General features: G+C 69.9%; 18 protein-coding genes. 7 read left to right on the top strand and 11 right to left on the bottom strand.

Going from position 1 to position 19,080, the window contains the following annotated elements:
- Positions 1 to 120 precede the first annotated feature (120 nt).
- From NX1_RS31680 to NX1_RS31690, 3 genes are all read left to right on the top strand, one after another.
- Positions 121 to 1,842, top strand: a complete 1,722-nt coding sequence (locus NX1_RS31680) for an ABC transporter substrate-binding protein (protein WP_068067699.1) — start codon at positions 121 to 123, stop codon at positions 1,840 to 1,842.
- A 37-nt stretch (positions 1,843 to 1,879) separates the two neighbouring features.
- The gene (locus NX1_RS31685; protein WP_084501908.1) at positions 1,880 to 2,452 is read left to right on the top strand and encodes an adenine phosphoribosyltransferase; all 573 of its coding nucleotides are present in this window, start codon (positions 1,880 to 1,882) and stop codon (positions 2,450 to 2,452) included.
- Positions 2,453 to 2,717: 265 nt separating this feature from the next.
- A complete protein-coding gene (locus NX1_RS31690; protein WP_245668800.1) occupies positions 2,718 to 4,682 on the top strand; it encodes a CocE/NonD family hydrolase in 1,965 nt (654 codons plus the stop codon).
- A 256-nt stretch (positions 4,683 to 4,938) separates the two neighbouring features.
- On the opposite strand, the gene NX1_RS31695 is transcribed toward NX1_RS31690, so the two are convergent.
- Positions 4,939 to 5,379 carry a nuclear transport factor 2 family protein gene (locus NX1_RS31695; RefSeq protein ID WP_084501909.1) on the bottom strand — a complete coding sequence of 147 codons (441 nt, stop codon included), beginning with the start codon at positions 5,377 to 5,379 and terminating at the stop codon, positions 4,939 to 4,941.
- 81 nt (positions 5,380 to 5,460) lie between these two features.
- On the opposite strand from NX1_RS31695, the gene NX1_RS31700 reads away from it, so the two are divergent.
- The 3 genes from NX1_RS31700 (at position 5,461) to NX1_RS31710 (ending at position 8,127) form a co-directional block, all read left to right on the top strand.
- Positions 5,461 to 5,961 carry a winged helix-turn-helix transcriptional regulator gene (locus NX1_RS31700; protein ID WP_068067704.1) on the top strand — a complete coding sequence of 167 codons (501 nt, stop codon included), beginning with the start codon at positions 5,461 to 5,463 and terminating at the stop codon, positions 5,959 to 5,961.
- Positions 5,962 to 6,165: 204 nt separating this feature from the next.
- A complete protein-coding gene (locus tag NX1_RS31705; RefSeq protein ID WP_068067707.1) occupies positions 6,166 to 7,785 on the top strand; it encodes an ABC-F family ATP-binding cassette domain-containing protein in 1,620 nt (539 codons plus the stop codon).
- A 123-nt stretch (positions 7,786 to 7,908) separates the two neighbouring features.
- Positions 7,909 to 8,127, top strand: a complete 219-nt coding sequence (locus NX1_RS31710) for an excalibur calcium-binding domain-containing protein (protein ID WP_245668789.1) — start codon at positions 7,909 to 7,911, stop codon at positions 8,125 to 8,127.
- An 83-nt stretch (positions 8,128 to 8,210) separates the two neighbouring features.
- Here NX1_RS31710 and NX1_RS31715 read toward each other — a convergent pair whose 3' ends face one another.
- From NX1_RS31715 to NX1_RS31755, 9 genes are read right to left on the bottom strand one after another with little or no spacing between them, the layout of a single operon-like run.
- Positions 8,211 to 9,386, bottom strand: coding sequence for an acyl-CoA dehydrogenase family protein (locus NX1_RS31715; protein WP_068067713.1), 1,176 nt, complete (start codon positions 9,384 to 9,386; stop codon positions 8,211 to 8,213).
- Positions 9,383 to 10,762: an FAD-binding oxidoreductase gene (locus NX1_RS31720; protein WP_068067716.1), complete on the bottom strand. Its 1,380-nt coding sequence runs from the start codon at positions 10,760 to 10,762 to the stop codon at positions 9,383 to 9,385. Before NX1_RS31720 ends, NX1_RS31715 begins: the two co-directional genes overlap by 4 nt.
- Positions 10,759 to 11,016: a hypothetical protein gene (locus NX1_RS31725; RefSeq protein WP_068067718.1), complete on the bottom strand. Its 258-nt coding sequence runs from the start codon at positions 11,014 to 11,016 to the stop codon at positions 10,759 to 10,761. The genes NX1_RS31720 and NX1_RS31725 overlap by 4 nt, the downstream gene beginning before the upstream one ends.
- Positions 11,013 to 11,336, bottom strand: a complete 324-nt coding sequence (locus NX1_RS31730) for an avidin-fold protein (RefSeq protein WP_068067721.1) — start codon at positions 11,334 to 11,336, stop codon at positions 11,013 to 11,015. Before NX1_RS31730 ends, NX1_RS31725 begins: the two co-directional genes overlap by 4 nt.
- Positions 11,333 to 12,631 carry an ATP-grasp domain-containing protein gene (locus NX1_RS31735; protein WP_068067724.1) on the bottom strand — a complete coding sequence of 433 codons (1,299 nt, stop codon included), beginning with the start codon at positions 12,629 to 12,631 and terminating at the stop codon, positions 11,333 to 11,335. The genes NX1_RS31730 and NX1_RS31735 overlap by 4 nt, the downstream gene beginning before the upstream one ends.
- A 16-nt stretch (positions 12,632 to 12,647) precedes the next feature.
- A complete protein-coding gene (locus tag NX1_RS31740) occupies positions 12,648 to 13,691 on the bottom strand; it encodes an NAD(P)/FAD-dependent oxidoreductase (protein WP_068067727.1) in 1,044 nt (347 codons plus the stop codon).
- Between the two features lies 1 nt (position 13,692).
- Positions 13,693 to 15,237, bottom strand: a complete 1,545-nt coding sequence (locus NX1_RS31745) for a class I tRNA ligase family protein (RefSeq protein WP_068067731.1) — start codon at positions 15,235 to 15,237, stop codon at positions 13,693 to 13,695.
- Entirely contained in the window at positions 15,234 to 15,650 is a 417-nt protein-coding gene (locus tag NX1_RS31750) for a cupin domain-containing protein (protein ID WP_218024212.1), read from the bottom strand. Before NX1_RS31750 ends, NX1_RS31745 begins: the two co-directional genes overlap by 4 nt.
- Complete coding sequence (locus NX1_RS31755) at positions 15,647 to 16,942, bottom strand: lysine N(6)-hydroxylase/L-ornithine N(5)-oxygenase family protein (protein WP_068067734.1); 1,296 nt, start codon at positions 16,940 to 16,942, stop codon at positions 15,647 to 15,649. Before NX1_RS31755 ends, NX1_RS31750 begins: the two co-directional genes overlap by 4 nt.
- Positions 16,943 to 17,144: 202 nt before the next feature.
- Between NX1_RS31755 and NX1_RS31760 the strand changes: the two genes are divergently transcribed.
- Positions 17,145 to 18,749, top strand: coding sequence for a peptide ABC transporter substrate-binding protein (locus tag NX1_RS31760; RefSeq protein ID WP_084501904.1), 1,605 nt, complete (start codon positions 17,145 to 17,147; stop codon positions 18,747 to 18,749).
- A 109-nt stretch (positions 18,750 to 18,858) separates the two neighbouring features.
- Here NX1_RS31760 and NX1_RS31765 read toward each other — a convergent pair whose 3' ends face one another.
- Positions 18,859 to 19,062: a cold-shock protein gene (locus NX1_RS31765; RefSeq protein ID WP_068067736.1), complete on the bottom strand. Its 204-nt coding sequence runs from the start codon at positions 19,060 to 19,062 to the stop codon at positions 18,859 to 18,861.
- Positions 19,063 to 19,080 lie beyond the last annotated feature (18 nt).

Genomic DNA, 19,080 nt, shown 5'->3' on the forward strand with positions numbered 1-19,080 from the left:
GGCCGAGGCCCCGGCGCGGCGTCACCGGGACGCCGAGCAGTCCCCGCGGCCGGGCGCCCGCCCGTCCGGAAAGCGAAACAAGAAGAGGCACTGACAACCGACGGTAGGGGGTTTCGTTCCATGCGACAGCCACGCAGCGTTGCGGTGCGTCTGATAGGAGCGGTCGCCGTGGGCGCCCTGGCCACCGGATCGGTGGCCGGGTGCTCGGGGCAGAACCAGGTGCCCTCCATCGGTTACGCCGTCGACGCCGTCATCGCCAGCTACAACGGCGGCAGCACGCTCGGCGCGAGCAGCGGCTCGGCGGCGGTGTTCCAGCGGGTGCTGACCGGGTTCTTCTACACTGGACCGGACGGGCAGCAGGTCGCCGACACCGATTTCGGTACCGCCAAGGAGGTGCCCGGCGAGTCCCAGACCATCCAGTACCGGCTCAACCCGGACGGCGTGTACTCCGACGGTGTGCCCACCTCCTGCGACGATCTGGTGCTGACCTGGGCCGCGCACAGCGGGCGATTCACCAAACCCGGTGCGGGCGGTCCCGTTCCGCTCTTCGACGCCGCCGATACCGCGGGCTACGAGGACATCGAGCGGGTCGACTGCCAGCCGGGGTCCAAGGACGCCACCGTGGTGTTCCGCCCGGACCGGCGGTTCCTCCCGTGGCGCGACCTGTTCACCGCGGGCGAGGTGATGCCCGCGCACATCGCAGCGCGGGTGGCCAACGTGCCGAATGCGGTGTCGGCCTTGCAATCCAGTGATCCAGGAGCCGTGCAGCGGCTGGCCGATTTCTGGAACACCGGCTGGACCATCGGTTCGGAGAGCCTGGACCTCTCCCGGTTCCCGTCCTCGGGCCCGTACCGGATCGAATCCTTCAGCAGGCAAGACGGTTTGGTGCTGATCGCCAACGAACGCTGGTGGGGCAACAAGGCCGAGACCGGACGCATCGTGGTGTTCGACAAGACCGCCGACCTGAAGGCCAAGGTCTCCGACAACGCGGTGGGCGTCGTCGACATCGGCGCGCATTCCGTGAAAGACCTCGATCTCGGCGGCTTCTCGTCGAAGACCGTCCCCGGCCGCGGCGCCGAGCAGTTGGTGCTCGCCACCACGGGCGTGTTCGGTTCGGTGGACGCGCGCCGCGCCTTCGCGCTGTGCGTGCCGCGCCAGGCGCTGTTCGACGCGCTGGGCAGGGCGGCCGACGTGCCGAACACCGGCCTCGGCGCCGGACCCCTCAATTCCCGTATCACGCAGCAGGATTCGCTGTACTACGCGGCGACGACCGGCGCCGCGGAACGGTATCGCGGCACCGACGTCCCCGCGGCCACCGCCACGCTCGCCGGCGCCCGCGCGGCCAATCCGACGATCCGCGTCGGGTACCTCGCCCCCGACGAGCGGCGCGCCAAGACCGTGCAGATGATCGGCGAGGCGTGCCGCTCCGCCGGTATCACCGTGGTGGACGCGGGCGCGCCCGACTTCCGCCCCGGCCAGCTCGGTGAGGGGCGCGTCGACGCCGTGCTGGCGAGCACCGCGGCGGCGCCCGGGCCGGCCGGTTCGCTGACCGGAGTGGCGGCGACCAGCGCGTTGCGCACCGGCAACGGCCTCAATTTCGGGCGATTCGGAAACGGCCGCTACGATGCGATCACCGATCAGCTTGCGGCCGACGACAACTCGGCCGCGCAGCTGGGTCTGCTGACCGAGGCCGAGAACCTGTTGTGGTCGGAGATGCCGAGCATTCCGTTGTTCGCCACTCCGCGCACGATCGCCTTCGGCAACGGTCTGCACAACGGTGTGGCCGGACCCACCCAGGGTGGTACCGGCTGGAACATGGACCGCTGGGTGTTGCGGCGGTGACAGGTGTTTGTGGGTGAGTGATCATGGAGAGGTGTCGATGAGTAAGCACGCGGCGATCGAGTCCGACGAGATTGTCGCCGAGCGGACCGCAATGGCGGCCGAGCTGGTCGAACGCCTGACCCGCTGGCGCGACGATTTCCCGACCCCCGGCGTCCGCTTCGCCGACCTCACGCCTGTCTTCGCCGATCCCGAGGGATTCCGCGCGGTCATCGATTGCCTCGCCGCCTGCGCGCCGGACGCTGACCTGGTCGCGGGGGTGGACGCCAGGGGCTTCCTGCTCGGCGCGGGTGTCGCCGCCACTCTCGGCACCGGTGTGCTCGCCGTCCGCAAGGCGGGCAAGCTGCCGCCGCCCGTGCTGACCCGCGAGTACAGCCTCGAGTACGGCACCGCCGCCTTGGAGATCCCCGGCGACGGCGTGGACCTGAAGGGTCGCCGGGTGCTGCTGCTCGACGACGTGCTGGCCACGGGTGGCACGCTGGCCGCCGCCGCGGACCTCTTCGTGTCGGCGGGCGCGGAGATCGTCTCGGCCGCGGTCGTGCTGGAGCTTAGCTTCCTGGAAGGCCGGAGCCGTCAGGGGGATTACCCGCTGACCTCCATCGTCCGGATCTGATCGCGCCGGATCCGATTGCGCCGGATTCGATTGAGCGGCGGCCGCTTCCGGCCGTCGACGTGGCATGTTTCGACGTGCCGAGCGGCCCGTAGGTCCCACATTCTCCGGTAGCGAATTGCTATCGTCCCTGCCGTTGTCGAGTGATTCGCTGACGATGGAGAGGGCAGGGGTGGCCAGGACACTGCAGCCGAGTGCGCTGTCGGGCTCGATGATCAGGTCGTTGATGGGCGCGGTCGCGATCGTGCTGGCGGCGGCCGCCATCGGGATGTATCACCCGTCCCCCGAGCAGCCGCCGGATCTTGCCTCGCTCACCGAGCAGTGGACCCAACTGCACGACGGACCGCAGCCGTACTCCGATGTGAACATCCAGTGGGACGTTCCCATCCAGATGAGCGACGGCGTGGTCCTGAAGGCCAACGTCTACCGTCCCGCGCAGACCGGCGGACCGGCGGAGGCGCGGCCGTTGCCGACGATCGTGAACCTCACGCCCTACACCAAGCTGATGACGAATCTCATCGATTCGGCGCTGGCGGTGCCCCGCCTGCAGCAGTTCACGGTGGACATGGCGCGGCGGGTCAACGTCTCGGGCACGCAGATCACCGGATTCGGCGATCTGCTGCACGCGTTGGATGGCGGGACCGTGCAGACGGTGCTCGGCATCGACCGCAATCTCATCCGCAGCGGCTACAACCTCGTCGTGGTCGACGTCCGCGGCACCGGTTTCTCGCAGGGCGCCTGGGACACCTTGGGCGCGCGCGAACAGCTCGATACCCGCGAGGTGATCGACTGGGCCGCCACGCAGCCCTGGTCCGACGGCAAGGTCGCGATGAGCGGCGGGTCGTACGCGGGCATCAACCAACTGCGGGCCGCCGAAGACGCGCCCCCGTCGTTGAAGGCGATCTTCCCGGTCGAGCCGGGCAGCGACCTGATGCGCGACGTGGTCGCGCCCGGCGGCGGCATCGGCACCACCTTCCTGCCGCTGTGGCTCAGCAATGTCAACCAGCTCAAGCTGATCCCCGACGTGTCATCGATGCTCGAGGGCACTTTCGACTGGTCCTGGTTCCACGAGCGGATGTCCGATCCGGACACCAACTTCGACCTGCTCGCCCAGGCGCTGCTGACGCCGTCGCTGGATCGCGTCCCGCCTGCGCTGGCGGACGCGCTCGACGCCGACAGCCCGTTCCGGCAGGGCATCCTCGGACATCCGGAGCGGGTGAACGTCCCGGCCTTCGTATACGGCGGCTGGCACGACATCTTCGCCAACAGCGCCACCAGCTTGTTCAACGAGATACCGCTGCCCGAGGGCCAGAAGAAGCTCGTCGTCGGCAACACCTATCACGCCAATCCCGGCGCGGGCACCGGCGTGCCCGGCGCCCCGCCCCGGTTGGACGTGCTGCAGCGCGCGTGGTTCGACAAGTGGCTCAAGGGAATCGACAACGGCATCGACGGATACGGCCCGATCGTGATGTGGGAGCAGGGCGGCAGCTGGATCACCATGGGGAGCTTCCCGCAGCCGGGCATCGTGCATCGCCGCGTCTACCTGTCGGGGCAGGCCAGCGGCACCGCCGAGGACGCGGCGCACGATGGCTCGCTGACGTCGACCGGTCCCGCCGAGGCGGACAGGCTCACCATCGCGCCCGGCCTCACCACGATCTGCTCTCGCGACACCGCCCAGGCCTCGGCCGGTCTCACGTCGTTCCTCGACGTGTGCACCAAGGACTCCCGGATCGCCGAACGCAACGCGCTCACCTTCACCAGCGCGGCGGTCGCCGAGCCGACCGTCATCTCCGGGCCGATCAACGTGCACCTCAACACCGTGCACGACGCCACCGACGGCTACTGGAGCGTCACCATCAACGACGTCGCGCCCGACGGCACCTCGTCGGTCCTGTCCACCGGCCAGCTGACCGCCTCGATGCGGGCCGTCGACGAGGCCAAGAGCACCCGCTCGCCCTCCGGCGACTACACCGCGCCGTTCAACCCGATCACCCTGGACAGCATGCTCCAGGTGGTGCCAGGTGAACCGGTCGCGCTCGACATCGCCGTCATTCCCACCCAGGCGGTCCTACAGCCGGGCCACCGGCTGCGGGTCGACGTCTTCGCGGGCAACTCGCCGAAGGGGCTCGCGTTCCGGCCGATGCTCAACAACACCGAGCTCAAGCCGCAGTACCTGAACATCGATCCGAACGCGCCCAGCTTCGTCAACCTGCCCACCGATCGGCCGCTGTAGGCGAAATCTTCGCCTTCGCTGCGGCTGTGCGCGGTTTGCCGATGGACTTCGTCATGCGGTGTTCGTCGTGCGTAACTCCGCCTTCGCTGCGGTCGTGCACAGGCTATCGACGGACTTCGTCCAGCGGTGTTCGTCGTGCGGAACCTCCGCCTTCGCTCCGGCCGTGTGCGGTCGTTCGCGGACTTGGTCCAACTGCGCACGTTGGCGTACGTCGGCCTTTGCTCCGGTTATGCGCAGGTGCCGGTCGGCCGCGCCCTCAGGCCGTCGCGCCGACCGCGGCGGGCGGCAGGGCGGCCCGTGCCCGCCGCATCAACCCGGGATGGCGCAGCAGGCCGGGACCGAGCTTGATCGCCAGGAAACTCAGTGCGAGCCAGGGGCGCAGGTGCGGATCGAGCCTGCGGATGCGGCCGTCGTCGGCGAGTTCCAGGACCATGGCCTCGGTCGTCCGGAACGGTCCGACCTTCGCCTCGGCCAGCAACACCCGGCGCGCGCCGTCGCCGAGCCGCGCGGTCCAGCGCAGCCCGGAGATGCCGCGGTAGACCGCCGTGAACAGGACGCGCAGGTCGTCGTGCCCGCGAAAGACGAGGGCGCCCGAGATCGGCGAGTGCAGCTCGGCGTCCGGGGCGAGCGTTTCCATCAGTGCGTCGATATCGGCGATCTCGGTCGCCGCACAGAACTGGTCTACCGCATCCGGCATCTCCACGCACCCTTCCGTCCGGTCGTCTGGTAGCCAACGTAACCGAGTCACTTGCTTTTTGCAACGGACTACAATGGCACGGTGGCCAAGGCTGACCTGTCCGAGATCGTCTGCTCGATCGCCCGCACGCTGGACGCGGTGGGGGAGCGGTGGACGCCGCTGATCCTGCGTGACCTGTTCGTCGGGATGACGCGCTTCGAGGACATCCGCCGCGATCTCGGCATCGCCTCGAACGTGCTCGCCGCCCGGCTGGAGACGCTGCGGGCGCACGGCATCGTCGAATCGCGCGTCTACCAGACCAATCCGGTGCGGCGGGAGTATCTGCTCACCGAGAAGGGACGCGATCTGTATCCGGTGCTGGCGACGCTGATCGCCTGGGGCGACAAGTGGAGCGCGGGGCCGCAGGGGCCGCCCGTGATCTCCGTGCACCGCGCGTGCGGGCAACACACCTCGGGTGTGGTGGTGTGCGAGGAATGCGGCGAACCGCTCACCGCCGAGACCGTGTACTGGCAGCCGGGTCCCGGCGCACGGCGGGGGCTGGGGACGATGCTGGTGGGTGATTTCATCGAGGCCACCGAGTGATTCGCCGACCGGGCGGCGGCCAGGTCCGCGTCCGGCGCCGAGGATGTGAGCGAAATTGCACTGGCACGATCGCCCGGTGTGTGTTTAACCTAGAGCGGTCTTGTCCCCGTCGATCGGAGCATGCGTTGATCTTCTCGAGGTAGCGCTTTCGGGCGGCCCGCGCACACGCGCGCCGTGTTCCCGTCGCAACCTCAGGGGTTCCGCATGACCTTTCTCTCTCTTTCCGATCTCACGTTCTCCTGGCCGGACGGCACTCCGGTGTTCGAAGGACTCGGCGCGGTGTTCCCGGCCGGGCACATCGGCCTGGTCGGCGTCAACGGCGCCGGGAAATCCACCTTGCTACGGCTGATCGCGGGGGAGTTGACGCCCGCCCGTGGCTCGGTCGCGGTGTCGGGACAGCTCGGTTATCTCCGCCAGGATCTCGGGTTGGCGGACGGTCAGCGGGTCGACGCCGTGCTCGGCATCGATGACGTGCGAAAGGCACTGCACCGCATCGAATCCGGTGACGGCGACGAACGCGACTTCGAGACCGTCGGCGCCGCATGGGATGTCGAGGAGCGTGCCGTCGCACTGCTCGGCCGGCTCGGTCTGCACTACGTGGCCGACTCGGCCGAGGGGCTCGACCGCAGGCTGGACACCCTGTCCGGCGGCGAGACCGTGCTGCTCGGGCTGGTGGCCGAACTGCTCGCCGAACCCGACGTGCTGCTGCTCGACGAACCGACCAACAACCTGGATCACGTTGCGCGCCAACGCCTCTACGAGGTGATCGAGCAGTTCTCCGGTACCGTGCTCACGGTCAGCCACGATCGCGAACTGCTGGAACGGATGACCGCCATCGCCGAGCTGCGCGCGGGCGAACTGCGGCTGTTCGGCGGGAACTTCGGCGAGTACGAGCGCATCGTCGAGGCCGAACAGCAGGCGGCGCGGTCGGCGGTGCGCGAGGCGCGCAACGACGTGCGCAGGCAGGCACAAGAATTGGCCGAGACGCGCGTCAAACTCGACCGTAGGCAGCGTTACGGCAAGAAGCAGGCCGACAACATGCCCAAGATCCTGGCCGGAGCGCGCAAGCGCGCGGCGCAGGTGTCGGCGGGCAAGCTGCGCAACACCCACATCGAACGCCTGGGCACCGCCAAGGAACAGCTTCAGCAGGCGGAAGAACTGGTGCGCGACGACAAGGAGATCCGCATCGACCTGCCGGGCACCCGGGTCTATCCGGGGCAGGAGGTGCTCGCACTGGACGAGGTGACGCTGGCCTGCGGGCCGACGGTGACGCTGCGGGTCTCCGGGCCGGAGCGGATCGCGCTGACCGGACGCAACGGGATCGGCAAATCGACGCTGCTGCGCCGGATCGCGGCCGCACCGCCCTCGGTGGCGTGGCGGATGCTGCCGCAGCGGCTCGACCTGTTCGACGAGAGTCGCTCGCTGTTCGAGAACGTGTCCGCCGCCGCGCCGCACGCGACGCCGTTGCAAGTTCGTTCTCGGTTGGCGCGCTTCCTGTTTCGCGGTGGCGACGCCGACGTCGCGGCGGGCGCGCTATCGGGCGGCGAACGACTGCGCGCCGCGCTCGCCATGCTGCTGCTTGCCGATCCCGCGCCGAGATTGCTGCTGCTCGACGAGCCGACCAACAACCTCGACCTGCCGAGCTTGCACCACCTGACCCAGGCGCTGGCCGGCTTCGAGGGCGCGCTGATGGTGGTCAGCCACGACCCGCGCTTCCTCGACGACATCGGGGTGACCCGGCGGCTCGAGCTCACCGAGGACGGCCTGGTCGACGCCGACCGGATCGTCGACGAGGACGCGCCGGACGCCGATCCGGCGGTCTGACGTGTGCGCCTTGCGCGCGGCAGCTTCCGCCTGGCAATATGTTCGGGTCGTCCGATTCGAGACGAAAAGTACTGTCGGGCAGACGCTTCCGCGGTCCGCCCTGGGATGAAGGGGGACGACCCGGTGCAGTTCGCCCGACGCCTCGCCACCACGATCTTCGCCGCCGCCGCGCTGGTCGCGCTGGGCTCCGCCGCTGCGGGAACGGCCCAGTCGGAGCCGTACTACAAGAACTGCGCCGAGGTCCGCGCGGCGGGCAAGGCCCCCCTGCACAAGGGCGACCCCGGTTACGCCGAGCACCTGGACCGCGACGGCGACGGCATCGCCTGCGAGCCGAAGCGGTAGTTCGGCCCGCACCCGGCCCGCGCCGTTGTCGCGGGCCGGGCCGACGCTCGCACCTCGGAGCGGCGCATCCGGGCGGACGGCGCTCAGCCGACCAGCCCTAGGCAGAGCTTGAACGACGGTGTGCCGCCCATCAGGTACGCGCCCGCGGACTGGAGGATGCGATCCTGGGCGACGATGTGCTGGCACATGGTGTTGGTGTCGCGCAGCCAGCGGTCCAGCGGCGAAGGCCGGTAGATGGCGGCCGTCTGGCGCAGGTCGTAGAGGCGGCCGACGATCGTGCGGGCGGTGCGGAAGGCGTGCAGGCGGGAGAGCGGAAGCGCGGCACGCTCGGTCGGGGCGAGCTCGTCGAGTGTGCCTCCCGCGCCGAGGATTTCCCACTGCCGGTGCAGCGCCGCGTAGACGCCGGAGCGGGCGGCGTGCAGTGCGGCCTCGCATTCGGCGATGGTCACCTGGACGCGGTAATCGTCGGCCTTGGCGGCGGATTCGGCGCGCGCGTGGTCCAGCGCGGCGCGCGCGACACCCAGCGGGACCGCCGGCATGTTGCGCATGTGCACCTCGGGCTGCCCGAGCGGGCCGAAACCATGTCGCACGGAAGCGAACTCGAGCGTGTGCTCCTCCGGAACGAACACCTCGGCGATGCGGTAATCGCAGCTGCCGCTGCCCGCGAGACCCGTGGTGTGCCAGGTGTCGATCACCTCCACCTGCGCGCGCGGCACCATGAACAGCCGCGAATCCGGTGCGCCCGACGCGTCGCGTTCGGGCTCGCCGTCGCGAACGACGAACGCGCCGGACACGACCCAGTCGGCGTGGGTGATGCCGCTGCCGAACTGCCAGCGGCCGCTGAGCCGGAAGCCGCCGGGGACGCGCTCGGCGCGGCCGGTCGGGAAAAGCAGGCCAGCGGTCACCATGTCCAGGCTCGGGAACATCTCCTTGGCGACCGCCTCGTCCAGGAACCGGGCGTACAGGCCGGTGTCGGAGCCGATCATGGCGCACCAGCCGACCGAGGCGTCGCCGTAGGCCAGCGCCTCGACCACCTCGGTCTGCTCGATCGAGGTCAGTTCGGGCCCGCCCCAGTCGCGCGCGAACGCCATGCGGAAGACGCCCGCGTCGCGCAGCAGTTCGACGATGTCGGCGGGCAGCCTGCGCGCGGCCTCGATCTCCGCGGCGCGCTCGCGCAGCTGCGGCGCCAGCGCCTGTGCGCGAGCGAGGATCTCGGTGCCTGAGCCGAGCGGAGTGCGGGGTTCGTCGACGAGGGTCATCCTCGGTTCTCCTTGCTGAGCGGGGTGATCGCCTGGGGGAAACGGAAGAAGCCGTCCGGGTCGTACCGGTGCTTGAGCCGCGCCAGGCGGGGGTGGTTGGGTCCGTAGTAGGCGGACAGGTCGGTGAGAGCGGGGTCGGTGAAGTTCACGTAGGCGGCGTCGGTGGCGTAGCCGCCCATCTCCTCGTAGAGACCGTCGAGCCATTCGAGGTTGCACCACACCGTCTGCGCCGAGTCGCTCTCGCTCCACGAGGTGTCCATCGAGACGAGGAACAGCGTGTCGCGGTGCGGGAAGGCGGTGTCGCCGACGGGGATTCGGTTGATCGCGCCGCCCCAGGTGAACAGGGCGACGCCCGCGCCGTCCGGATTGGCGCTGCCCGGCCAGCGATCGATCGCGTCGATCACGACGTCGATCCCGGCCTCGGTCAGTGGCTTCGGCGTGCACCGGGTGCGCACCGCGAAGGGGTCGCCCGAGGTCTCGTGGTGCAGGAAGTCCTTGGCCTGCCAGTAGTCCCGATCGGCGATGTCCACCCGCCGCGGCGTGGCGGTCGCCAGCGCAGGCGCCAGCAGTTCGCGTAATTCCGATGCGGGACCGAGGTGCTGGCCGATCACCGAGACCACGCCGGGTCCGTCGCCGGAACGGCTCGCGCCGATGCGCGCCGCGAACTCGTCGGGCGCCGCGGCCATGATCTCCTGCATGACGGCGAGCACGCGCCGCGCGCCGCGCCACTCCCAGAGCAACAGGCAGGTCGAGCTGGACACGGTGGGGCGAGCCTGGAACGTGAACGACGTGTTCACGCCGAGGTTTCCGCCGCCGCCGCCGCGGCAGGCCCAGAACAGGTCCGCGTTCTCGCGCGCGTCGCAGCGCAGCGTGCTGCCGTCGGCCAGCACGATCTCGGTCTGCACCAGCGCGTCCGCGGTGAGCCCGAACGCCCGCGACACCGCGGCGACGCCGCCGCCGAGCACCAGCCCGCCGATTCCGACCTGATTCGAATTGCCCAGCGGCACAGCCAGATCGTGCTCCTGCAACGCGGCGTACACCGCGCCGTTGGTGGCGCCGCCGCCCACCGTCACCAGCCCGTTCGCCGCGTCGACCCGGACGCCGCCGAGGCCGCGCAGGTCGAGCACCAGCCCGGTGCCGACCGAATGCCCGGCGTAGCTGTGCCCGCCGCCGCGCGCCACCAGCGGCACCTCGGCGTCGCGCGCCCACCGGACGGCCCGTGCGACGTCGGCGGCGTCGCGCACCGACAGCACCGCACTCGGCCTGATGTCGGCGTACCGCTTGTTGAACGGGACGCTCGCCGCCGCGAAACCGTCGTCACCGGGGTAGCGCACCGTTCCCGCATCCAAGCGGTCGAGACCCTCCAACCTGGTCATCGGCCCGCCTCCGACGAGGTTGAGCGGCCGTAGCCGCCCATGGAAGCCGAGTCCGGCGTACCGCGTCCGATCGCGGCCCACCGGCGATCGGCCGCGCCGCCCGACGAAGCCTGATCGGAGATGAATCGTGCTGTCGCGGCCCTGCTTTCGTCGCTCTCGGTGCCGGACGACGCGGATGCCCGATCCGTTTCGACACCGGCGAGCACGGCCGCGTCCCACGATCGCGCGCCGAACCGGCGCAACAGCCGGTTCATCGGATCTCCTCCAGGTAGGAGATCCCGCTGCTTCCGTTGGGCCCGTAGCGTTCCCACTCCTCGCGCAGCCGCAGCGGTTCGCCGTCGGTCACCTCCGGCTCCGACCGCGTGAAGCCCGAGACGATGTCGCCGCCGTGCAGCACCATCGTGTAGGCCAGGTGCAGCACCCCGTCGGCGTCGCACAGGCCGTTGAGCGCACCGCGGCGCACCTTGCCGCCCGCGAAGAACGCCCACACCAGATCGCCACGCTGGTGGTATCGCGCGACCACACCGTCGTCGCTGTCGGGATTGCGGAACCGTCGGCCGTCGTAGTCGATCATTTGTCGGCGTCCAGGAGTCCGGCGGGGAGGGTGAACGCGGAGCCCGGCGCGAGCGGTTCCAGCGGATCGCCGACCAGCTCGACCGTAGCGCTAGCCGCCTTGAGCAATTCGGCGCAGCGCGGCGCGTCGCCCGCCTCGCACACGACGAACGAGTGCCTGGCGATGTAGCCGCCGGGCGGCAGCCGCAGCTCCGCGCCCGGCTCCACCATCGCGGCCGCGGTGACGAGGCCGGGCGCGTGCTCGGGCACCGTCACCGAGCGCACGAGCGTGTCGCGTTCGGGGTAGCCGAAGCGGATGCCGGCCGCCGCCTTGCGGGTGGGCCTGGTCGCGGGCCGGTGGCCGGTGGCGACGTCGACCAGCACCTCACCGGGGTCGATGCCGGTGGCGATCTTGCCGAGGAACGGGATGAGGTCGCCGCCGAGACGGCCGTTGACCTCGATGATGAGCGGTCCGCGCGCGGTCAGCCGCACCTCCGTGTGCGTGATGCCGTTCTCCACCCCGAGCTCGCGGTGTGCGGCGGCCAGCGTGCCGATCAGAGTCTCGTCCTCCAGCAGCGGGTCGGCCGCGTCGACCAGGTGACCGAGCTCCTCGAAGTAGGGCTCCAGCCCGGTTCGCTTGCGCGCCAGGAACATCGGCAGGTACTCGCCCTTGTAGACGGCGGCGTCGATGCTGATCTCCGGCCCGACCGCGAACTCCTCCACGATGGCGGTGCCGCGGAACGGCTCGTCGCCGATGGTGCTCGCGCCGGTGGCGGTGGCGAAGGCGGCGTCGAGTTCGATCCGGTCGGCGGCCAGCACCACGCCCATGCTCGCGCCGAGCGCCTGCGGCTTCACCACCACGGGGTAGCCGATGCGGTCCGCGGCCGCCCGCGCCTGCTCCAGCGTGCCGGTGAGCTCGAACCGAGGCTGGACGAGGCCGGCATTGGTGAGCACCGAGCGCGTCCGGTTCTTGTCGCGGCAGCCGCGCACACCGGTGGCGGTGAGCCCTGGCACGCCGAACTCGTCGGCCATGTCGGCGGCGGGCTGCACCAGCGGCTCGTCCCAGCACAGCACGCCGACCACCCGCCTGCGCGCGGCGATCTCGCGCGCCTCGGCGGCCAGGACGGCGTGATCGAAGACGTTGGCGACCACGATCTCGTCGAAATAGGCGTGCTGCCAGGTGGGTTCGATGTTGTTGAGCAGCACCAGGTCGAGGCCGCGGGAACGGGCCCGCGCCGTGACCGAGCGCACGAGGTATTCCCGGTACAGGCGCAGTCCGCTGCCGATTACCAGCAGGACGTCGTTGGTGGGGTTCATGATTGTTCCTTCCGCATCATGCGGCCGGTCGGGCGGCCGCGAGCTCGACGAGGTGGTCGGCGACCAGCGGGGCGGTGCGGAACCCGTCGCCGCCGGTGGCGGCGCGGGCCACGACCGCGGGTCCCGGCCTGGTGAGGGTGGCGCCGCCGGTCGCGGCGTCGACGGTGTAGTGGCACTGCTTGACCGCGGCGATCCGGTACCGGTCCGCGTCGGCGAGTACCTGGCCCAGGTATCGCGTTGCCGCGTCGGCGCTTTCGGCGTCCTCACCGAGGTCGTCGACCGTCCGGCACAGGCGCGACGAGCTGACCTTGAGCAGCGTGCCCGCACCTGGCGGCATGAGCCAACCGGTGCCGTCCGTCCCGATCCGCCCTGCGCTCGGCGCCTGCTCCCACCACGCAGCCAGGTCGGCGGGCGGTCGCAGGTAGACGGTGGTCTGCCGGTGCAGCACGGTCGGCGCGTCGATGAGCTCGCCCGTCCACGCCCCCGTCGCCAGCAGCACCAGATCGCCGGACAGCCGGGCGCCGTCGCGCAACCGCAGCCGGGCGGCGTCGGTATCCACCTCGACCACCTGCCGCCATGGCAGCAGGGTGACCGCGGGCTGTGCCCGCAACCAGCGGGCGGCGGCGTGCAGCACCCGTTCGGCGAGCAGCACGCCGGCCTCGGCCTCCAGCAGGCCCCAGTGCCCCTCGGGAAACACGAAGTGCGGCAGCGCCTTCGGGTCCACCACGGTCACCGGCAAGCCGCTGCGGTCGGCCTCGGCGACCGCGGCGTCGATCGACGCGGCCTGCCAGCCGGTGACCACGCCGATGCGCCGGTAGAAGTGGCCGCCGAGCAGCGCTTGCAACCGCAGCCAGCGCCGGTGCAGCGCCGCCGCCGCGGCGGTGGCGGCCGGATCGCCGGGACTCAGCGCCCGCACCGCCCGGTGGTGATCGAACGAACTCGACGCCGGGTTCGGGATCGGGCCCCGGTCGACCACGGTCACCCGGTGGCCGGCCCGCGCGCAGCGCACGGCCGCGATCAGGCCGGTGACACCGGCGCCCGCGATGACGACGTCGGTCATGTCATGCCCCTACCGCGGGCAGCCGAGGCAGCCGGACCGGTTCGATCACGCTGCGCTGGGCGACTTCTCGCAGATCGGTTCCCGGCAGCATGTCCGAGCCCGCCAGCGCCGCCTCGGCCAGGTCGACGAGCAGCGGCGCGGCACAGCGCACCAGCACGTCCACCTGGTGGCAGAAGTCCCCGCCGTCGTCGACCGGCATGCGGTCCAGCCGGGCCAGCTGCTGGGTCAGCGTTTCGGCGACCCGGTTCAGGCTGAATCCGGGCAGCTCGTAGGCCGCGCGGAACCGTTCGACGATGCGCAGCGCGTCGGACCGGCCCCGCTCCGAGATCGGCAGGCCGCCACGCCACACCCAGTCGTCGGCCTTGGCGGCCACCCGGTTCCACGGCGCGACGAGCCGGGTCTCGGTGAGCGCCGCCAGTTCGTCGTGATCGAAACTGGTGCGCTGGAACTCGGGGCTGTTGCCCGCGAGGTGGAAGCGGATCAGGTCGCGCGGTACTCGTGCCGCCAGATCGCGGCCCCACACCAGGTGTCCCCGGCTGGTGGAGAACTTCTCGTGACGCAGCTCGTAGAACTCGTTGGTGAGGAACAGTTTCGGCAGCGGGTAGTCGCCGAACGCGAGCAGCATCGCCAGCCCGGAGATCCCGAACGGGTGGATGTTGTCGATGCCGAGGAAGTAGACGATGCGCGCCGCCGCCTCTGGACGCCACAGCGCGTCCTCCGAATCCGGTTCCAGGCCCCGGTTCTCGGCGGCCAGCATGGTGCAGTACATCGTCCACGCGACCGGTTCGGCGTTCGGATTCACCACCTGCCCAGGCAGATCCGGCGCGGGGATGCCCCACGAGATCGGGTAGGTGACCGGGAAGTCCGGCAGCGGCCGGTCCAGCAGCTCGGCCACCACCTGCGCCGCGTGCGGACGCAGCAGTCCGGCGGCCTCGGCGAAGTGGGCACGCAGCCGCTCCCGGTATTCCTCCAGCGGGAGGACGAGCACCTCGACCTCGCGGATCTCCAGTCGCTCGCCCGGGTTCCGCGTCGACCGCGGATCGAGCAACTCGCCGGCGGTCACCGCGTGCCCGCAGCTCTCGCACAGCCCGGCGCAGCTGTCGGCCAGGCAGACCGGGCAGGCGCCGGCGACGTGCCCGTCCACCAGGTACTCACCGGTGCTCGGCGCGTACGGGAACGGCATCCGCCGCAGGCGCAGCGCGCCTTTGGCGCGCAGTTCCGCGACGACCCGCGCGACGTAGGAGGTGAACCGCCGCTCCCAGCCGGTGAAGGCGTCGACGGCGATGCCGAGCGCCGTCAGCGTCGCCTCGACCTCCTTGGCGGAGCGCTCGACCAGCGCCTGCGGCTCGATGCCGAGCCGGTGCGCGGTGGTGGTGACGTAGGTGGAGGTGTCCTGCACGCCGGTGCCGAACAGCACCTCACGCCCGGTCGCGCGGGCGTAACGGGTGTAGACGTCGGCGGCGAGGAAGGGGCCCGCGATGTGCCCGAGATGCAGGTCGCCGTTGGCGGTCGGCGCGGGCGAGATGACGAGGGTGGGACCGTTCACGGCGTCACCGGATCTTCCTGCCGCGCGGGCTGATTCGTTTCGTGCGACGATCCGTCCCCGTGCCTGCGCACGAATTCGGCCGACATGTCGGTGTCCCACCAGATGGCGTACCACTCGAAATCGGTGGTCCCCGCGTTGCGCACGTGATGAGTCGTGCCGGGCACGAGGTGAACCAGATCACCCGCCACGAAGTCGCGCTGCTCGCCGTCCACGTCGAGGACCGCGCGGCCCGTCATGGCGATGAACAGCTCGTACTCGTGGTGAGCGTGCGCGGTGGAGACGCCGCCTGGGCGCAGCACGCACCACGCGCCCTCGAACGGCGCGTTGAGCGCGGGCCACGGCAGCAGACGCTCGGAGGCGACGCCGTAGGCCTCGGTCAGGCCGTCCCGGTACAGGCTGCGAATCTCGATCATGCCGTCCGGCTCTCCGGGAAGGCGCCCGCGGTGACGTGGCGGCGGTCGAGGATGTCGTCGACGATGTCCTGGGAGCGGTGCGCGAGCACGCTGATCAGGGTGTCGGAGATGCCGTGCGTCTGTTCGTTGACGCCCTGCAGATACACCGCGCCCCACGCGGATTCACCGAGGTCGAGGCGGTAGCGGCGGCTCACCGAGATCTCGTCGAGGCCGAGGCGGCCGGCGAGATCGCGGACCAGCGCGGGCATCTGCTGCTCGTAGCCGGTGCCGAGCAGCACCACGTCGCAGCGCAGCGGCTCGACCTTGCCGGTCTTGCGGTCGCGCAGCTCGAGCACCACCTCGTCGCCGTCCATGCGCGCGCCCGCCACCTCGGTCATCGAGCGGACGGTAGAGCGCTCCTGGCCGAGCATGCGCTGCTGGTAGAGCATGGCGTAGAGGTCGTCGAGGAACGGCGGGGCCAGGCCGGCGTAGTTGGTGAGATGCACCTCGTCGAGGATGCGGCCGCGCACGTCGGCCTCGGAGTGATAGAACTCGTCGACGAAGGACGGGAAGAACAGCTCGTTGACGAACTTGCTCGTCTGGTAGTTCTGCAGGCCGATCGAGCGCATGACGATGGTCGGCGCGCTCTGCGGCAGATCGGTGTGCAGCGCCATGAACATCTCGGCGGCGCTCTGCGCACCCCCGATCACGACCGGACGGATCGGGCGGTCGGTGGGCAGCTCGGCGACCCTGGTGCAGTACTGGGTGCTGTGAATCACCCTGTCGGCGGGCAGGCTTCGGAAGACCTCGGGAATGTGCGCGTCACGGCCGGTGCCGATGACCAGATCGCGGCAGTCGACGGTGTCGCCGTCGGCCAGGGCGACCGTCCAGCCGACGATCCTGCCGTCGCCGGTGCGGCGGGGTTCGATCGAGGTGACCTCGGCGTCGTAGCGCACCGCGACCTGCTCCAGCGAGTGCGCCACCCACTGCTGATAGTCCGACAGCTCCCACCGGTAGGGGTTGAAGGTGGACAGGTTGACGAACTCGTCCAAGCGCCTGCGCTCGAACAGAAAGTTCAGGAAGGAGAACCGGCTGCGCGGATTGCGCAGGGTCACCAGGTCTTTGAGGAACGACACCTGACTGCGGGCCCAGGGGAGCAACAGGTTGCGCTGCCATTTCACGTCGGGATGCTGCTCGAGCAGGAGAGTCCGCTGGGCCAGCCGCGGCGCGTCGGATTCCTCGAGCGCGACAGCCAGCGCGAGGTTGGCGGGACCGGCGCCGATGGCCAGGACGTCGACTTCGTGATCGCTCACATTTCCACCTGAGTCTCGATGGTTACCACTTGCTCCGATCCAGTGAATGCGCTGCGCGAGTTGACCGAAACCCGCGCGCCGATCCGCACGACAACCTGTCGACACAGCGGCCGTTTCGCCGATCGACGCCTCCTGACCGTCGATTGAAGGTTTCTGTGGCGCAGCACTGCCGATCAATTGCCGGCTCTGCTGAGCTGGCCAGATGAGCATCCCGACCAGATCACTAGCGCTCCGCGTCGCCGCGGGGGTCACCGCCGTCGCGTCCGCCGCGCTGCTCACCGTGTCCTGCGACAGCTCGCCGCGCGCCGACACCCCGGGCCGCGGCGTCATCAGCTACAACGGAACCGAACCGGAGAACCCGCTGATCCCCGGCGACGCCACCGAACGCGACAGCGTCAAGATCGTGGACGCGCTGTTCACCGGGCTGGTCGAATACGACACGGCCACCGCGGTACCCCGCAACGCGGTGGCCGAATCCATCGCCACCGCCGACTCGCGCGTCTATCGCATCGCTCTCGCGCCGGGCTGGACCTTCCACGACGGAACCCCGGTCACCGCACAGAGTTTCGTGGACGCCTGGAACTACACCGCTTACGGGCCGAACAAACTTCAGGGCGCAACGTACCTGTCGCACATCCAGGGTTACGAGGAGCTGAAAAACGGCTCGGCACAGCAGTTGTCCGGGCTGCGGATCATCGACGACCGCAAGTTCGAGGTGACTCTGACGGCCCCGTTCTCCGCCTTCGCGACCCAGCTCGGCTACGCCGCGTTCTTCCCGTTGCCGCGCAGCTTCTTCGCCGACCGAGCCGCTTTCGAGGCGCATCCCGTCGGCAACGGGCCCTTCCGGTTCGTCTCACACACGCCTGGCGAGAACATCGTCGTGCACCGGTACGACGCCTACGGCGGCGCGCGCAAGCCGCATATCGATGGCGTCGAATTCCGGTTCTACAAGGCGTTGGAGGACGCCTATGCCCACGTGGTGGCCAACGAACTGGACTACCTCGATTTCGTGCCCGCCGACGCGCTCGCCGGCGGCCGGTACAAAACCGAACTGTCCGGGCGGAATCTGTCGCACACCTATTTGGGCGTGCAGTCGATCTCGTTCCCGCTCTACGACCGGCGATACGCCGATCCGCGCCTGCGACAAGCTATTTCGATGGCTGTCGACCGGAAGTACGTGGTCGACACGGCCTTCGACGGCGACAAGATCCTCGCCGACGGGCTTGTGCCGTCCACCGTGCCCGGCCATACGGGCGGACAGTGCGGGGAGCTGTGCGAGTACCACCCCGAGCGAGCGCGCGCGTTGTTCGAATCGACCGGCTTCACCGGCTCGATCGAATTGACCTCCAACGACGACTCGGCCAATCAGGTGTGGATGGACGCGGCCTGCGCGACGATCAGCAAGGCACTCGGCCGGGAATGCCGATACGCGCCGGTGCCGACGTTCGGCGAATTCCGGACGCTGATCAACGACCGCCGCATGTCGACGATCTTCCGCTCCGGCTGGGTTGCCGACTACCCGTCGATCGAGAACTTCCTCAACCCGATCTTCCGCACCGGCGCCGCGGTGAACGGCACGACGTACGCCAACCCGGAGGTCGACGCGCTGCTGGCGAGCGCGGACGCCGCGCCGACCGAGCGCGAGGGATGGGTGCTGTACCAGCAAGCCGAGCGGCGGATCCTGCAGGACATGCCCGCCATTCCGCTGTGGTTCCAGAAGGTGCAGTCCGGCTGGTCGAACCGGACCAGGGACGTGGCCGTCTCGCAACTGCTGCAATTGGACCTGTTCGCGGTCCAGGTGGACTGACCGCGCCCGGCACGACGAAAGGCGGCAGCGTTACACACGCTGCCGCCTTTCCGCGCCGGAAAAGCAGAAGCCCCGCATCCGAAGACGCGGGGCTCATCTGCTGCGTCGCTCAGATCGTGCGGACGTCCTGCGCCTGCGGGCCCTTCTGGCCCTGACCGATCTCGAACTCCACGCGCTGTCCTTCTTCGAGGGATTTGAATCCCGAGCCGGACACGGCGGAGAAATGAACGAAGACGTCGGGGCCGCCACCGTCCTGCGCGATGAAGCCGAAGCCCTTCTCGCTGTTAAACCACTTCACACTGCCTTGAGCCATTTGCTTACTTCATCTTTT

Source organism: Nocardia xishanensis NBRC 101358, from assembly GCF_001613365.1.
GTDB lineage: Bacteria > Actinomycetota > Actinomycetes > Mycobacteriales > Mycobacteriaceae > Nocardia > Nocardia xishanensis.

Coding starts and splice junctions, on each gene's coding strand:
- NX1_RS31680 (WP_068067699.1), top strand. CDS start 121: ATGCGACAGCCACGCAGCGTTGCGGTGCGTCTGATAGGAGCGGTCGCC.
- NX1_RS31685 (WP_084501908.1), top strand. CDS start 1,880: ATGAGTAAGCACGCGGCGATCGAGTCCGACGAGATTGTCGCCGAGCGG.
- NX1_RS31690 (WP_245668800.1), top strand. CDS start 2,718: ATGTATCACCCGTCCCCCGAGCAGCCGCCGGATCTTGCCTCGCTCACC.
- NX1_RS31695 (WP_084501909.1), bottom strand. CDS start 5,379: ATGCCGGATGCGGTAGACCAGTTCTGTGCGGCGACCGAGATCGCCGAT.
- NX1_RS31705 (WP_068067707.1), top strand. CDS start 6,166: ATGACCTTTCTCTCTCTTTCCGATCTCACGTTCTCCTGGCCGGACGGC.
- NX1_RS31715 (WP_068067713.1), bottom strand. CDS start 9,386: ATGACCCTCGTCGACGAACCCCGCACTCCGCTCGGCTCAGGCACCGAG.
- NX1_RS31720 (WP_068067716.1), bottom strand. CDS start 10,762: ATGACCAGGTTGGAGGGTCTCGACCGCTTGGATGCGGGAACGGTGCGC.
- NX1_RS31725 (WP_068067718.1), bottom strand. CDS start 11,016: ATGAACCGGCTGTTGCGCCGGTTCGGCGCGCGATCGTGGGACGCGGCC.
- NX1_RS31730 (WP_068067721.1), bottom strand. CDS start 11,336: ATGATCGACTACGACGGCCGACGGTTCCGCAATCCCGACAGCGACGAC.
- NX1_RS31735 (WP_068067724.1), bottom strand. CDS start 12,631: ATGAACCCCACCAACGACGTCCTGCTGGTAATCGGCAGCGGACTGCGC.
- NX1_RS31740 (WP_068067727.1), bottom strand. CDS start 13,691: ATGACCGACGTCGTCATCGCGGGCGCCGGTGTCACCGGCCTGATCGCG.
- NX1_RS31750 (WP_218024212.1), bottom strand. CDS start 15,650: ATGATCGAGATTCGCAGCCTGTACCGGGACGGCCTGACCGAGGCCTAC.
- NX1_RS31760 (WP_084501904.1), top strand. CDS start 17,145: ATGAGCATCCCGACCAGATCACTAGCGCTCCGCGTCGCCGCGGGGGTC.
- NX1_RS31765 (WP_068067736.1), bottom strand. CDS start 19,062: ATGGCTCAAGGCAGTGTGAAGTGGTTTAACAGCGAGAAGGGCTTCGGC.